Annotated in this window: 14 protein-coding genes; 1 reads left to right on the plus strand and 13 read right to left on the minus strand. The window is 51.1% G+C overall.

Going from position 1 to position 15,198, the window contains the following annotated elements:
• Nucleotides 1-28 precede the first annotated feature (28 nt).
• Entirely contained in the window at nucleotides 29-1,381 is a 1,353-nt protein-coding gene (locus tag ACJJIB_RS15930) for a HupE/UreJ family protein (protein ID WP_444884201.1), read from the plus strand.
• Nucleotides 1,382-2,414: 1,033 nt separating this feature from the next.
• Here the strand turns inward: ACJJIB_RS15930 and ACJJIB_RS15935 are convergent.
• The 13 genes from ACJJIB_RS15935 to ACJJIB_RS15995 all read right to left on the minus strand — a co-directional run bounded on the left by ACJJIB_RS15935 (nucleotide 2,415) and on the right by ACJJIB_RS15995 (nucleotide 15,000).
• Nucleotides 2,415-2,843, minus strand: a complete 429-nt coding sequence (locus ACJJIB_RS15935) for an MAPEG family protein (protein ID WP_444886814.1) — start codon at nucleotides 2,841-2,843, stop codon at nucleotides 2,415-2,417.
• Nucleotides 2,844-3,371: 528 nt separating this feature from the next.
• The gene (locus tag ACJJIB_RS15940; RefSeq protein ID WP_444886815.1) at nucleotides 3,372-3,524 is read right to left on the minus strand and encodes a GNAT family N-acetyltransferase; all 153 of its coding nucleotides are present in this window, start codon (nucleotides 3,522-3,524) and stop codon (nucleotides 3,372-3,374) included.
• Between the two features lie 30 nt (nucleotides 3,525-3,554).
• A complete protein-coding gene (locus tag ACJJIB_RS15945) occupies nucleotides 3,555-3,734 on the minus strand; it encodes a hypothetical protein (protein WP_444886816.1) in 180 nt (59 codons plus the stop codon).
• 326 nt (nucleotides 3,735-4,060) lie between these two features.
• Nucleotides 4,061-4,927, minus strand: a complete 867-nt coding sequence (locus tag ACJJIB_RS15950; RefSeq protein WP_444884199.1) for a hypothetical protein — start codon at nucleotides 4,925-4,927, stop codon at nucleotides 4,061-4,063.
• A 169-nt stretch (nucleotides 4,928-5,096) separates the two neighbouring features.
• Entirely contained in the window at nucleotides 5,097-6,581 is a 1,485-nt protein-coding gene (gene lysS, locus ACJJIB_RS15955; protein ID WP_444886817.1) for a lysine--tRNA ligase, read from the minus strand.
• 84 nt (nucleotides 6,582-6,665) lie between these two features.
• A protein-coding gene (gene prfB, locus ACJJIB_RS15960) for a peptide chain release factor 2 (protein WP_157533496.1) occupies nucleotides 6,666-7,761 on the minus strand; the annotation gives its coding sequence in 2 pieces (ribosomal slippage) (nucleotides 6,666-7,688 and nucleotides 7,690-7,761; 1,095 coding nt in all).
• 100 nt (nucleotides 7,762-7,861) lie between these two features.
• Nucleotides 7,862-8,257, minus strand: coding sequence for a MerR family transcriptional regulator (locus ACJJIB_RS15965; protein WP_444886818.1), 396 nt, complete (start codon nucleotides 8,255-8,257; stop codon nucleotides 7,862-7,864).
• A gap of 37 nt (nucleotides 8,258-8,294) precedes the next feature.
• Nucleotides 8,295-8,744, minus strand: coding sequence for a hypothetical protein (locus ACJJIB_RS15970; RefSeq protein WP_444884196.1), 450 nt, complete (start codon nucleotides 8,742-8,744; stop codon nucleotides 8,295-8,297).
• A 33-nt stretch (nucleotides 8,745-8,777) separates the two neighbouring features.
• Nucleotides 8,778-9,398 (minus strand): LysE family translocator, encoded by a 621-nt coding sequence (locus ACJJIB_RS15975; RefSeq protein ID WP_444884195.1) that lies wholly within the window; start codon nucleotides 9,396-9,398, stop codon nucleotides 8,778-8,780.
• Nucleotides 9,399-9,407: 9 nt separating this feature from the next.
• A complete protein-coding gene (locus ACJJIB_RS15980; RefSeq protein WP_444884194.1) occupies nucleotides 9,408-10,319 on the minus strand; it encodes a DMT family transporter in 912 nt (303 codons plus the stop codon).
• Between the two features lie 77 nt (nucleotides 10,320-10,396).
• Nucleotides 10,397-12,124, minus strand: a complete 1,728-nt coding sequence (gene recJ / locus ACJJIB_RS15985; RefSeq protein WP_444886819.1) for a single-stranded-DNA-specific exonuclease RecJ — start codon at nucleotides 12,122-12,124, stop codon at nucleotides 10,397-10,399.
• Nucleotides 12,125-12,173: 49 nt separating this feature from the next.
• Nucleotides 12,174-13,586 (minus strand): threonine synthase, encoded by a 1,413-nt coding sequence (gene thrC, locus ACJJIB_RS15990; RefSeq protein ID WP_444886820.1) that lies wholly within the window; start codon nucleotides 13,584-13,586, stop codon nucleotides 12,174-12,176.
• Between the two features lie 91 nt (nucleotides 13,587-13,677).
• Complete coding sequence (locus ACJJIB_RS15995; protein ID WP_444885898.1) at nucleotides 13,678-15,000, minus strand: homoserine dehydrogenase; 1,323 nt, start codon at nucleotides 14,998-15,000, stop codon at nucleotides 13,678-13,680.
• Nucleotides 15,001-15,198 lie beyond the last annotated feature (198 nt).

The raw sequence follows: 15,198 nt of genomic DNA on the forward strand, positions 1-15,198 counted from the left end.
TTGCCACTAGAGTTGATAACCAAGTGCTATGAAAAAAAATATCTCAAATTTAATTAACCTCCTTTCTTTTGCTCTGGCTCTCCACCTATCTGTAATATCTCAAATCACTGAAGCCCATTTTTCACTAAACCTAAATATAAGAATTCTACATATTGAGCACAGCGCCAATGGAGCCAGCCTCTATATGAGACTGCCTCTTTCCTATTTACTGGCGGATAAGGCGCAACATGGTATTGATCCCTACTCGGGGAAAATTCCATATCAAGTACCATATACTCGCAACAGCCTGGAAAATGATCGATTGGTTCACTATGTGGATGTCGAACAGTTCACAATCCACCCTGAGGGGCTGGGCAATATTGCCGCAGCAGCGACACATATCCTCTCTACTGATCAGGAGCTTAAAGGGCATGTAAAGTCAGTACGCCTTTATCCTATTGGCAACGAGCCAGCCTTTGCCACACTTGCAGAGGCAAAACGAGCCCTTTCTAATAACTTTGTACAGAGAGCACTTAACAACTCGCTCCATGTCAGTGACACACTGGTTGATATCCACATCCATTACCCCACTCAGCAACCGCTGGAAGAATATCAACTCTTTAGCTCCCTGAATCCAGGGCTTCCCGATCAAGAAAATACTGCAAATTTAATCCTCAGTTATAACCCTGGGAAAATCCAGATTTTCCGCTCTAGGGGGCTAATGCGAGAGCCTGTTCAAATCCGTTATTCCAGTATAGATGCCATCAATACCTTTCTAAAGGAGGGCATGGTACATATTATTCAGGGGCTAGATCATGTGCTTTTTGTACTTTGTCTTAGTCTTGGTGCCCTCGCTCTCCCCTTATTATTCTGGCGTGTCACGGCCTTCACTATCGGCCACAGTATTACCCTATCCGTAGGTTTCTTTGGTTTTATTCCTAACACTGTCTGGTTTGTCCCACTGATTGAAACCGGAATCGCCATTTCCATAATTTATATTGCCTGGCTTTCAATGAGACAAAAATCGATCACCTCTATATCCACCGAGCGTACAATTTTTTTGACGTCCTTGATGCTGGGCCTACTACATGGACTAGGATTTTCCTTTGTATTACATGAAATACTCAACATCAATTCACCTAATATTTGGCAGAGCTTGTTAGCCTTTAATCTCGGCGTAGAGGCTGGTCAAATTTTAATAATTTTAGCAATCTGGCCTCTGCTTTATTTGGCCAGACTTCGACAGAAAAACTGGGAATCTAACCTACGCTACACAATTGCCACTATATGCTGTGCCATTGCCTTACTCTGGACTTTTGAGAGGGGTTATGAATTGGTGAACGTAATACAGCAAGAAAACCAATCCAGAACCAATATTACAATCAGCAACAGTAAAATCTAATTCATGATTTTACCAGAGAGGAAGTTATAAGCCTCATTATATTGAACAATAAATCTAACGATTTAAAGTTAAAGACAGCCACAAATCAAGCAGCACTCTATTTACTGGATTTGTAACCAAGAACCGAAAAGGTAACCACTCCTATAGACTCAATGGAACAGGCCAACAACAAGGTATTATTTTTTATAATCACTGCTATTCGCCCACAAGTGGTCTTATTAAACTCACCAGCAGAGTGCATTCTGCACGCCATTACCCACTCCCCCCTGCCTCATAACCAAAAACAAATTCGATCACACCCTACTTAGAGCTGAATGAAAATAGCATCCATATAACATATGGACATCTCAGAACGAATAGTATCTTTTAGCCTAAAGGAGAAAGTCACCGATATCATTATAAATTAAAAACCTACCATTAATAACTTAGTGTATTTTCGAGTCAGATTGCATTTACTTAATTGAATCAGGGTTTCTACATGGACGTCTAAATGCCCTCCAACACTGGAAACACTTACAGACTTTTATGTATTTTGCACTGAATAAGCTGGGATAAATAAATTCACTTCGCTACAGCCCCACTGGAGGCCTCTCAGCATGCATAACTACCAAATCTACACCCTAGAAGAGCAGCTCCTTGTATTATTTGCCCATTAATCGACAATACTATTTCCATTAAATGGGCTAAAATCGAATAACAGGAAACTTACACAGAAAAAAATGGGGATGCTACCCCCTAGTTACCAAGAATTAAAACCACCTACCCCACAAACAAGAGGGCCTGCTCTTAGGCTAGGTCAATCTAGAACAAATACTAGTAGCCAAAAAGATGCTTTCCTCCATTTGCAACTTACAAACATTCAATCTCGGGAGACATGATGATCCTTAGCAGATGAGTTGGTAAAGCACTCTTTCTTCGACAGCAAAACGAGGCCAGTGGCCACACAGCAAATCAGATTAGCTTTGCCAAGGTAATATCACCTCAACCAATAACAAGCACCAAAATATAACGAATAGTTTTGCTTTTTTAGTCACTATTTAAAGGCTTGAATCGCTGCTTTACATATTATGATTACTAAGGGAATATTGGATAAAACGAAGACAACAAAGCGAAATTCTATTTTATTCACTAAAGCCTGAACAAGACTATGAATCACTCTTAAACCCACATATGCCCAAGCAGTATAAACGATAAACTCCGTGACTGCGCCTAGAAAAGCCAATGAGAAAACTACTGCGTAAAATAGAGTAGGCTGCTCCATTAAATGATTATAATTATCCGCCTTCCATCTAACCCTTGCCGGAAGCTGTGACATCTGGACTCCGGATGGCACTTCAGAATCCAACTTCATTTTCATAGATGCAATCGCCGGCAATCTTGTTACATACATCCAAAACCACATAACCATTGACCAAACCAGCAAAGCCACCACCGGCTGAATTAATTGAACCGTTGAATTCATCTTATTTCCAATAGTTAAATTTTAATTTTCCAATAATGCACTGAACCTTTAGGGAAGCAAAATTACGAAGATTAAATTATATCACCTCACCCACCAAGCCAAAGCTTTCAAACTTAATCTAACTCAACATGCAATAGCAGATACGGATTCCCTCAACCATCCAACTGCGACTCATCAACAGTAACGTCTAACCTTCTTAAAAACCCAGGAATTGACCTCTATATTCATCGTTATTTTTCTGTTACGCCTAACTTTTATCGAATATCTAACAGCAAGGGTACCGGCCTCAGACCCTATCAACTCAAGCGCAATAAGCAACATTTCAACAATCCTATCATTCACTCCGCAGAAACCAAACCCCCAACTCCATTTATCACACACAGAAAATCAACTTTATCAAAATATTACTGCACAACAAAACTTACATTTAAAAATACCTCCATCTACTAGATATTTGCTACCACATAATCATGAAATGCTAGATTTTCTAGGAGACTCAACTTTACTGATTTCTGCTACATTAATTTTTTATAAAACACCCTCCCAAAACTGAAGAGCAAAAGTATCCCCCTGATAGATTTCCGCATACAACTGACCGATTTCTTTAAGCATAAAACCCCTAGCTATTTTACTTGCCACCCCTTGACTGCGATATTTTGGAAGAATAAAGATATCAGACAATTCCGGCATTTCCATACCAACAATTTCGGCTTACTCTATAGTTACAAAACCAGCAATCCCACCTTCAATCAGAACAACAAATGCATCACATTCTACATTGCCAGATATCACATCACTTAGATGCTCTTCATCTATATTGTATCGACCTCTACTATCAATATCCTCCAAATTAAAGGAGCTCTGATGATATTGATAGAACTGCCACAACATAAAAACGCGCCTGCATTATCTCTAATAGCCTTACGCACTATAATTCCATATATCCTTGCAGACTCATAAAATGATAATTTCAACCGTCATTATCATAACTGCCATTTAAAATGGAAATTCGCTCCTGACTTAAACTTTCCAGCAAATCAATCAACCACAAAAATAGAACATTAGAACCAAATAGAAGCATTTTTTATATTTTCACCCCTATCAGCGCCCACTTTAAAAAATTGATCACGGAAAATTTTTTAACAGATATTAATCACTAATAAGAGGTATTTATAAAGGGAAACCAAGCTCAGCGCAGAAACAAAAAACTATTCTATTTACCAGCGCCAGGTCACCGCTAGATAGGGTCCATGCTGGGTAATATCATAGGCAAAGCGACCATCAGAAAGTCGATCGGAATAATTAATACTGTAATATTGGTAGCCCAGGCGCAATGAGGTGGTTTTCCAGGCGCGCCAGTCTAATCCTGCCAATAGATTCCACTGCAAATCATCACCACCAGCTCCAAAACCGCCGATTTCGGTACGCGCCCCCAGGGTCAGGCAGTCATTCACAGCAAAGCCCACACGGGTACCAATAGTCGGCTCCCACCAACTTTTGCGGCCGCCCAAACGATTTTGGATTTCTGGCATTCTGCCGATATCAATACCCACGCGGGCTTTCACTTCCTGCCTCAGGCGATTCCAACGTACACCCACGCCTATATCCCAAAAATAGCGCCGCTCGCTTTCGCCAAAATGGCCTTGCAGTACCCGGTAAGCGCCAAATGCAGCCACCCACGCCTGATGAACATCCACATTCACATCGATATCAACATCTATATCCAACTGGGGATTTCGGGGTGGCGCAATCGTTGTGCCCTCATTTAAATTGAGGTGTACATAATAGAGGTCCGAAACCAGGCCAAAGCGTCCTCTCCAAGCTTCCAAACGTACAGAAAAAGCCGCATTCAGGAGCTCTAGGGTTTTTCTTAAGTTCAGATCTACATCCACAGTGGTATCCGCCACTGTGGCCTTTCCTTTGGTGCGAAGTGGCAGAAAAATGTAGGGGGTGGCCGCAAAGCGCCAGTCATCTACGGTTGTCGCAGGGGGGCGGCTCTGAGGCGCATATTGGGCTGAAATTGCACACGAAAAAAAAAGCGCTATTAATCCAGAAATAATTGCCACCGCCCTTATTACTGACAAGAGCATCTCCATTTAATGGTTTTACCGAGGTTCAATCTCAATAAGCATCCATTAAGAATAGATAGCGATAGCCAGGCGGGGAATTGACCGAAGGGAAAGCACCGCGCCGGAAATGGCGCGGCAGCTGTAGGCACTTGGGATAGTGCGCAGGGTTTACGTTTTTGTTCGCTTAGTCGTTCGCTTCAGGGCGCATATGCGGGAACAGCAGTACGTCGCGAATCGATGGAGAGTTGGTAAACAGCATTACCAGACGGTCGATGCCGATGCCCTCACCAGCGGTGGGCGGCAGGCCGTATTCCAGCGCGCGGATATAGTCGGCGTCGTAATGCATGGCTTCGTCGTCACCGGCATCTTTCTCCGCAACCTGGGCTTTAAAGCGTTCGGCCTGATCTTCCGCGTCGTTCAACTCGGAGAAACCATTGGCAATCTCGCGGCCGCCAACGAAGAATTCAAAGCGGTCGGTGACAAACGGATTGTCATCGTTGCGACGAGCCAACGGAGACACTTCAGTTGGGTACTCAGTGATAAAGGTCGGCTGGTCGAGACGGTGCTCTACAGTCTTCTCGAAGATCTCGATCTGTACCTTACCCAGGCCCCAGCTATCTTTCAGCGGGATTTCCAGCTTCTCGGCTACCGCGCGGGCGGATTCGATATTGTCGATATCAGCCGCAGTCAGTTCCGGGTTGTAGTGCAGGATGGAGTCGAACACAGACAACCGCGCGAACGGCTTGGAGAAGTCGTAGCTGCTGTCCTGGTATTCCACAGTGGTGGAGCCCAGTACATCTTCACAGATACCGCGCAGCATCTTCTCGGTGAGATCCATCAGGTCGTTGTAGTCCGCGTACGCCTGGTAAAACTCAAGCATGGTGAATTCGGGGTTGTGGCGCGTGGACAGACCCTCGTTGCGGAAGTTGCGGTTGATCTCGTAAACCCGCTCAAAACCACCCACAACCAGACGCTTCAGGTACAGCTCCGGGGCAATACGCAGGTACATATCGATATCCAGCGCATTGTGGTGGGTAACGAACGGACGCGCACTGGCACCACCGGGAATAACCTGCAACATGGGCGTTTCCACTTCCATAAACTGCTGGCCGTTGAGGAAGTCGCGAATGTACTCGATCACTTTAGAGCGCACGCGGAACACTTCGCGGGCTTCCGGCGTGGCGATCAGGTCCACATAGCGCTGGCGATAACGCATTTCCTGGTCGGCGATGCCGTGGAACTTTTCCGGCAGCGGGCGCAGCGCTTTGGTCAGCAGGCTGTACTCTTCACAGTTGACGTAGAGATCGCCCTTTCCGGATTTGTGCAGTGTGCCTTTTACGCCGACGATATCGCCGATATCCCAGGCACCGAAGCGCTCTTTAATATCTTTTTGTGCCGCTTTATCGGCATAGAGCTGGATACGGTCAGACACATCCTGGATCACCATAAAGGGTCCGCGTTTCGCCAGGATTCGCCCCGCTACGCACGCCCGTTTACCCAGTTCTTCCAGCTCCTCTTTCTGTTTATCGCCGAACTCAGCTTGCAGGTCGGCAGCGAGGTTCTCGCGGCGAAAACTGTTGGGGAAAGCATTGCCCTTCTCGCGTAGAGCGGAAAGCTTGGTGCGGCGCTCGGCGATCAGTTTGTTTTCGTCTTGCTGGATATCAGTCATGGTGATCTATCAGTTTTGTGAGTGATATTACCCCTCGTCCCATTAGTGAGAGACGAGGGACGCGGTGAGAGTGGAGTCTTTAAATCAGAGGCCGGCTTTGAGGCTGGCTTCGATAAACTGGTCCAGGTCTCCGTCCAGTACTGCCTGGCAGTTGCTGGTCTGGACACTGGTACGCAGGTCCTTGATACGCTGGTCGTCCAACACGTAGGAGCGGATCTGGCTGCCCCAACCGATGTCGGCCTTGCTGTCTTCCATGGCCTGCTTCTCTGCGTTGCGCTTGAGCATTTCCTGCTCGTACATTTTTGCGCGCAGCATTTTCCAGGCTTTATCGCGGTTCTGGTGCTGGGAGCGCTCGCTCTGGCACTGTACGACGATGCCAGATTCTGTGTGGGTCAAACGTACCGCAGAATCGGTTTTGTTCACGTGCTGACCACCGGCGCCAGACGCGCGGTAGGTGTCTTCACGCACCTGAGATTTGTCGATTTCAATCTCGATATTGTCATCGATTTCCGGCGACACAAATACCGAGCTGAAAGAAGTGTGACGGCGGTTGCCGGAATCAAACGGCGATTTGCGTACCAGGCGATGTACGCCGGTCTCTGTGCGCAGCCAGCCGAAGGCATGATCGCCGGCAAAGTGCACGGTGGCGCTCTTGATACCGGCAACTTCCCCTGCGGAGACCTCTTCCAGGGTGGTCTTGAAGCCATGGGCTTCACCCCAGCGCAGGTACATACGCAGGATCATTTCCGCCCAGTCCTGGGCCTCGGTACCGCCGGAGCCGGCCTGAATATCCAGGTAGGCATTGTTCTCGTCGTTCTCGCCGGAGAACATACGGCGGAATTCCAGAATCCCCAGCTGCTGCTGGAGACCTTCGATCTCAGTGGAGACCTCCCCTACGGAGTCCTCATCATTTTCCTCGACTGCCATTTCCAACAGCTCGCGGCAATCGGCAATGCCGGAGTCGAGGTTTTCGATGGTATTAACCACCGTTTCCAGGGAAGAGCGCTCGCGCCCCAGTTCCTGCGCGCGGTTGGGGTCGTCCCAAACGCTCGGCTCAGCTAGCTCCAGCTCTACTTCGGTAAGACGTTCTTTCTTGCTGGCGTAGTCAAAGATACCCCCTAAGAACGTCAGTGCGCTCTTCGAGGTCTTTTAATTGATTGAGGAGGGGATTGATTTCCATGAACTTTCGGTGTCCGGACAAAATAAAAAGCGGCGCGCATTCTACCGCAGCGCGCGGGGGTCCTTCCAGTCAGCCAGCCGCTGTAAATTGCGCAAAATCCCTATTTGCCAAACTGGCCGGATAACTGCTGCAAAATCGCGCAGTCCGGTGAGTCATCACCGGCACAACTGTCGATAAACGAATGTAGGGTTTCACGCATTGCCAACATATCGCGCAACTGGGTTTCCAGCATGGAGAGTTTTTCGTGCACCAACTGCTTGGTTTCGCGGCTGTGTCGCTCGGGATTACCCTTAAGCCCCAACAGAGTGCGTACCTCCTCTATGGAGAAGCCGCAGGCGCGAGCGCGCTGGATAAAGCGCAAGGTCTCCAGATTGTCCTCGGTGTAATGGCGGTAGCCATTGGCCTTGCGCGCGGGAGTCACCAAACCGATCGATTCATAGTGGCGCAGGGCCTTACTACTGAGCCCCGAATGCTGTGCCGCCTGAGAAATATTCACTGCCAACTCCCAACCTATTGACCACTAGAGTTTACCCTTAAGCGCTGTTATCCCGGCACTGGGAAAATTGATACTGCATCTTTTCGGCGGGGTCGTAACCCAGCTCCAGGGCGGCATCCAGAGCATCCATACTGATCAAGTGCAACAATATATCCCCTGTGGGCGCACCACAGACAGCCGGAAACATTCGATCTGTGCGCACACCGCAGCGGGATTCCTGCACCATCAAACCATTTTCCCGTAACTTGGCCTGACTCTGCTGTAAAGTCATGCCACCGCCCTCACACTGCTTGCGGCCACTCTTGCGATAGACCCAAACCAGTTCGCCCGACCTAGTTGCGGGAGGGTTGGACGTCACCTCTGGCTGACTGGAGCCCGGGGTATTCTCTACCTGATTTTCCATAGCCTTTTCCTCCTTGGCTCCACCGCAGGCCGCCATAGCCAGTAAAGTCAGCACCAGCAAAGCAGACAATTTTATTTTCACCATCACACTTCCTCCATAAAGCAATGGCCACCCAGCTTAAGACAGCGCCAGCCAGGCTCCCACCAGTAACATCAAAGTACCGGAAATACGGTTAATTAAACGTACATTTTCAGCGCGTTCCAGCAGGCGACTGAGGGCCTGACCACCCCCAGCGTAAATCAGCAAACACAAGGTTTCCAGCAACAGTATGGTGGCGATCAACATAGAAAGCTGCGGTGCCAAGGGCTTGCTTTGGTTGATAAAGGGCGGCAACAGAGCAATAAAGAAGGCCCACCCCTTAGGATTTGCAACCGCAGTAATAAACCCCTGAACCATCAGCGCTTTTGCGGAGGGCCGGGCGCGCCCCTGTGCCGCATCAAGAGAAGCCAGCTGCCCCCGGGAACGCCACATCTGTATGCCCATCCAGGCGAGGTAGGCACCGCCGCAGTATTTAAATAGCTGAAATACAGTGGGATACTGCACCATTACCACCGCCGCACCGAGCACCGTAGCCAAGGCCACTAGCGCTACTCCTACCAGCTCGCCAACCATCATCCACAGGGTGTGGCGCACCCCCACCGTAATACCAAGGCTTAGGGCCAGCATCATGCACAGTCCCGGGGTTACCGAGGCAAAAAAGCTGGCGGGGACAAAAAGCGCGAGTACAGACAATTCCATTGTATTTTCCTAGTGATGGGTACCACTGTGGTTCCCATAATGGCTTACCAGCATCCCAGCCAGCATCAGGCCACAGCCAATCAATTCTGTGGTGTTAAGCATCTCATTAAGGAATAACCAGCCTGCCGCTAGAGCAAACACCGCCTCCAGGCTCATAATCACCGTGGCGTGGGATGGTGCCGCATGGCGCTGAGCCAACAACTGGAAAGTAAATGCCAGCGCAGTGGAGAAAATCATCATGTAGGCGATCGGCCAGGCCGCATCCACAGCGGATTGTATCGTTGCCTGCTCGGTGAAGAGGGATGCCAGGGCCGACAACAGACCACAGACCAGAAACTGAATACAGGCCAGACGCAGTGCATCGTAGCGTTTCACCAAGCGATCCGCAGAGAGCACCTGGATGGCGAAGACAAAAGCACTGGCAAACACCATCAGGTCGCCAACTAACTGAGATTCTTCACTGAAGTCCGCCAGCCAGTAGAGGCCAAATAAAGCCAGACCAATACCGCCCCAAGTCCAGCGATTGGTTTTATGCCCGAGGGACAAACCGATAACCGGCACCAACAGGAGGTAAAACCCGGTGATAAAACCAGCGCGGCCAGCAGTGGTGTAGAGCAGGCTGATCTGTTGCAGCGCCGCACCTAGGAACAACCAAAAACCGAGTAGAGCACCGCCGGGTAAACAGGCTCTCCAGCGGTGGCTAACGGTATGTCCGTTCGCCTCGCCAGGTTGGGCATCTCTGCGCGAAGATAGCCAATAAACGATAGGCACTAAAATCAGGCCGCCGAGGATAAAGCGCCAGGCATTGAACGCCAACGGCTCAATATCTGCCATGGCGATCTTTTGTGGCACAAAGGCGACGCCCCAGAAAAGAGCGGCTAATAACAGCAGGACTTCGGCCTGGACTTGTTTACGTTTCACTACTTTTTACTTCCAACCACTTTTTATTACTGTTGTGAACAAGCTCCAAGCAATTCACAACTTCCCGAAAGGTGCTCCTATATAGCCTCCAGCAGGCTCACCATTAATTGCAGGGATTCGCGCCCACGAAATTCATTGACGTCTAACTTGTAAGCCAGGCGCACTCGCTCGGTGGGCTGCGGCCACTGGTCTGTATCTATATTAAAAGCAATGGCATCAAGGGCCAGCTGTGGCGCCTGCGGCGGAGCGACCACCATTTTCAGGTGCCGCTCGCCGACAATGCGTTGCTGAAGCAATAGAAACTCGCCATCGAAGACCGGCTCGGGAAACGCCTGCCCCCAGGGGGCACAGGCACGCAACAGGGCCGCGGTTTGCAGGGTGTAGTCTGCAATATCCAATTCACCATCGGAATCGATCACGGCCTGCAATTGATTCTCATCCAGGCGCTTGCGCACCACTCGTTCAAACTCCGCCCGGAAAGCATCGAGGTTTTGTGCAGGCAGACTCAACCCTGCGGCCATGGCATGACCGCCGAATTTACTGATCAGCTCAGGATTGGCTGCGGCCACATCGCTCAGGGCATCGCGGATATGTAAGCCGGGTATGGAACGCGCCGAGCCTTTTACCAGGCCGTTATCCCCTTCGGCAAAGGCAATTACCGGGCGGTGGAATTTCTCCTTGATACGACTGGCAAGAATACCCACCACCCCTTGATGCCAATTGGCATCGTAGAGACACAGGCTCCAGGGAATTTCCCCCTCCAGCTGCAGTTCTTCCAACGCCGCTAGAGCTTCCCGCTGCATACCCTGCTCTATGGCCTTGCGGTCCCGGTTGAGCATATCCAGCTCCCCCGCCAACTCACGAGCTTCACTGGGATCGCGGGTCAGGAGGCAGCGGATGCCTGTGCCAATATCATCCAGGCGCCCGGCCGCATTGATACGTGGCCCCAGGATAAAACCAATATCGGTGGTGGAAAGCCTGCGTTGGTCTCGCCCGGCCACCTCTAATAAAGCGGAAATACCGGGTCGGCAGCGCCCGGAACGAATACGGGCGATACCCTGGTGCACCAGAATGCGGTTGTTGTGATCCAGCGGCACCAGGTCAGCGACAGTGCCGAGCGCCACCAAATCGAGAAATTCGGCCATATTCGGCGGAGCGATACCGCTCTGCGCAAACCAACCGCATTCCTGCAGGGCACTGCGTAGACGACTCAACAGGTAAAAGATAACTCCCACACCGGCGAGATTCTTACTGGGGAAATCACAGTTCGGCTGGTTCGGGTTCACAATGGCATCGGCACCCGGCAGCTCACTGCCGGGCAGGTGGTGATCGGTTACGATCACTGTCATGCCTGCGGCCTTGGCCGCCGCCACCCCATCGATACTGCTGATGCCGTTATCCACGGTGATCAGCATATCCGGGGCGTAATCCTTGGCCACCTCTACGATTTCCGGGGTGAGGCCGTAACCAAAATCAAAGCGGTTCGGCACCAGGAAGTCCACGCCCGGCGCACCCATGGCCCCCAGTGCCAGCACGGCGAGCGTGCTGCTGGTGGCACCATCGGCATCGAAGTCACCGACGATCAAGATCTTCTGTTGCGCCCGCACGGCTTCCACCAGCAGTGTCACCGCTATATCCAGCCCCCGCATCGACTGTGGTTGTTGCAGCTTGGCGAGGCTGTGGTCCAGGGCTTCCTCGCTGACGATACCGCGACCAAGCAGTACCCTCTGTAAAATTTGGGGGGTTTCAGAAGCAAAACGGCCAGTGGAAAAATCCACTGGCCGCCGCTGAATTGTTGTATTCATTCTCTCTCAGCTATTTTTAATCCGGCCGCCAAGTCCCTCGCTGCGCCAGCTAGTGCCCTTCGGACAGCATGGTCGCCATATAATCGTGCACCTGGGACAAGTCGTTGGGCAGCACCTTGAATCGCTCTTCGCGTTGCCAGAGGTCCAGCATATGGGCCGGCAGGGGGATTTCGGTTTGTGGCAGTGCCTGCGCCACAGCATCGGGGAATTTTGCCGGGTGTGCGGTGGATAAGCAAACCATTGGCTGCTCGGCGGAGCGACGCACTCTTCTTGAGGCCTCGACACCAATAGCGGTATGGGGATCGAGCAGATAGCCGGTCGCCTGGTACTGTTCACGAATCACCTCAATAGTACGCGCATCGTCGACCCTATAGCTGGAAAATGTCTTTTGGGCCTGCGCCAGGGCCGATTCGCTCAAGTGCATAGGTACACTGCGATCTGCCAGCAACTCCGCCACTGCGGCACTATCGCGGCCGTAGAGATCAAACAGCAGGCGCTCAAAATTGCTCGACACCATGATATCCATGCTGGGCGACAGGCTGTGTATCAGCGGTTTGGGCGTGTGATCGTTATCGCTGATGCAGCGGTGCAGGATATCGTTGGCATTGGTAGCGATCACCAACTGGTCGATTGGCAAACCCATCTGCTTTGCCAGATAACCGGCAAAAATATCGCCGAAGTTGCCGGTGGGCACGGAGAAATTTACCGTTTTTTCCGGTGCGCCAAGGCGCAAGGCGGCGTAAAAGTAGTAGACAATCTGCGCCATAATGCGCGCCCAATTAATGGAGTTCACCGCCACTAAACGGCGCCCATCGGGCAAAAAGGACTGGTTGGCGAAGCTGGCCTTCACCATATTCTGGCAATCGTCGAAATTACCTTCCATGGCGATATTGAACACATTGTCTGACAGCACTGTGGTCATCTGCCGGCGCTGTACTTCTGAGACCCGATTGTGGGGGTGCAAAATAAAAATATCGATATTGTCGCAGTGGCGGCAGCCTTCAATCGCCGCCGAACCGGTATCCCCGGAAGTCGCCCCCATCACCACCACGCGCTCACCACGCTTTTTCAGCAGGTGGTCGAACAACTGACCGAGAAACTGCAGGGCAAAATCTTTAAAGGCCAAAGTCGGGCCGTGGAAAAGCTCAAGAATCCACTCATTGGTATCGGTCTGTACCAAAGGCGCTACCGCCCTGTGACGAAACTGACCCTGCCCCAAACCATAGGAGCGCTCGATAATATTGCGCAGCTCCCGCTCACTGAGATCCTCTCCCACAAACGGCCGAATAATTTCAAAAGCCAACCGCTGGTAATCCATACCCGCCATAGCCGCAATATCCTCTCGGGAAAATTGCGGCAGTGACTCGGGCACATAGAGACCGCCATCGCTGGCGAGCCCGGTGAGGACAGTATCGGCAAAAGAGAGAGACGGCGCGCGGCCGCGGGTGCTGACAAATTTCACGGTGTTGTTTCGCTCTTGGATCTCGTAGGCAATAAAGAAAACTGGCGCCTATTCATAGAGAAAGGCGCCATCTAGCAATAGGGGAGAGGGCTTAACCGAGGCTCTCCACGCGAATACGCACCACTTTCCCTTCAACCGTATCCAGGGCCTCAATTTGTGTAACCGCTTCGCGCAGGCAGGCCTCCCTGGCACGGCTGGTGAGAATCACCACTGGGACCAACTCTTCCCCATCGACCGGCTCGTGCTGGATCAGGGCCTCAATGCTGATGCCCTGATCGCTACAAATAGTTGCCACCTTGGACATAACACCCGGCTTATCATGAGCGGAAATACGCAGGTAATAGCTGGTGACCACCTCTTCCTCCGGCAACACCAGGGTATCGCCCTGCTCTGCCAAGGCCACCCCGGCAGCCGGTACCCGCTGATCCGGCTTGGCATCCAGGGTGCGCGCCACATCGACAATATCGGCAATCACTGCCGAGGCTGTAGCTTCGGCACCGGCGCCTGCGCCGTAATACAGCGTTGGCCCCACCGCATCGCCGTTGACCAACACCGCATTCATCACACCATTTACATTGGCGATCAGGCGACGCTGTGGAATCAGGGTTGGATGTACCCGCAGTTCCACCCCCTGCTCTGTGCGGCGTGCGATGCCCAGATGTTTAATGCGATAGCCGAGTTCATCGGCATAGCGGATATCCTCCGGACAAATGCGGCTGATACCCTCGGTATATACCTTGTCGAAGGCAAGCGGGATAGTGAAAGCCAGGGAGGCCATAATTACCAGCTTGTGCGCAGCATCGATGCCTTCTACATCGAAGGTCGGGTCTGCTTCTGCATATCCCAGAGCCTGTGCCTGAACCAGAGCCTCATCAAAACTGCGCCCCTTCTCGCGCATTTCAGTGAGGATATAATTTCCTGTGCCATTAATAATGCCGGCGAGCCATTCGATGCGGTTGCCCACCAGGCCTTCGCGCAGGGATTTAATAATAGGGATGCCGCCGGCCACGGCCGCTTCATAGGCAATGGTGACGCCCTTTTGTGCGGCCAGTTCAAACAGCTCATTACCGTGCTCGGCGATCAGTGCCTTGTTCGCGGTCACCACATGCTTGCCGTTTTCAATTGCCACCAAGACCAGCTCGCGCGCTACCGTGGTGCCGCCAATCAGCTCCACCAAAATGTCGACATTGGGGTTGTTGGCGACATCGAAGATATCGCGGGTAACATCCAGCTCACTGGTATCGCAATCGGGGTTGTCGCGGCGGGCCCCGACCTGCTCAATCACTACCGAACGGCCACAACGCGCGGCCACTTCGTTTCCATTGCGCGCCAGGACATTGATTGTTCCGCTGCCCACCGTGCCCAAACCGCAAACACCAATACGCACTGCACGCTGCGGCTCTACCGCAGGCATCTGATCCGCCGCCTCTGCGACGTCTTCAATTGTTGCGCTCACAAATTCCCTCCGCGCGTAGGCCCCCGGTAATGCACCCCAACCTAAAATGCCACACCAGGAGAAGACGCAATAAAAACAAATAAAATTAACAAAATATCGACAACCTTACCGAGCTGAAAGCAAAAAAGTCAATAAAATTGCGCCAGCCAAACTCCA

This window comes from Microbulbifer mixtoriginis (SeqCode) (genome assembly GCF_052467705.1).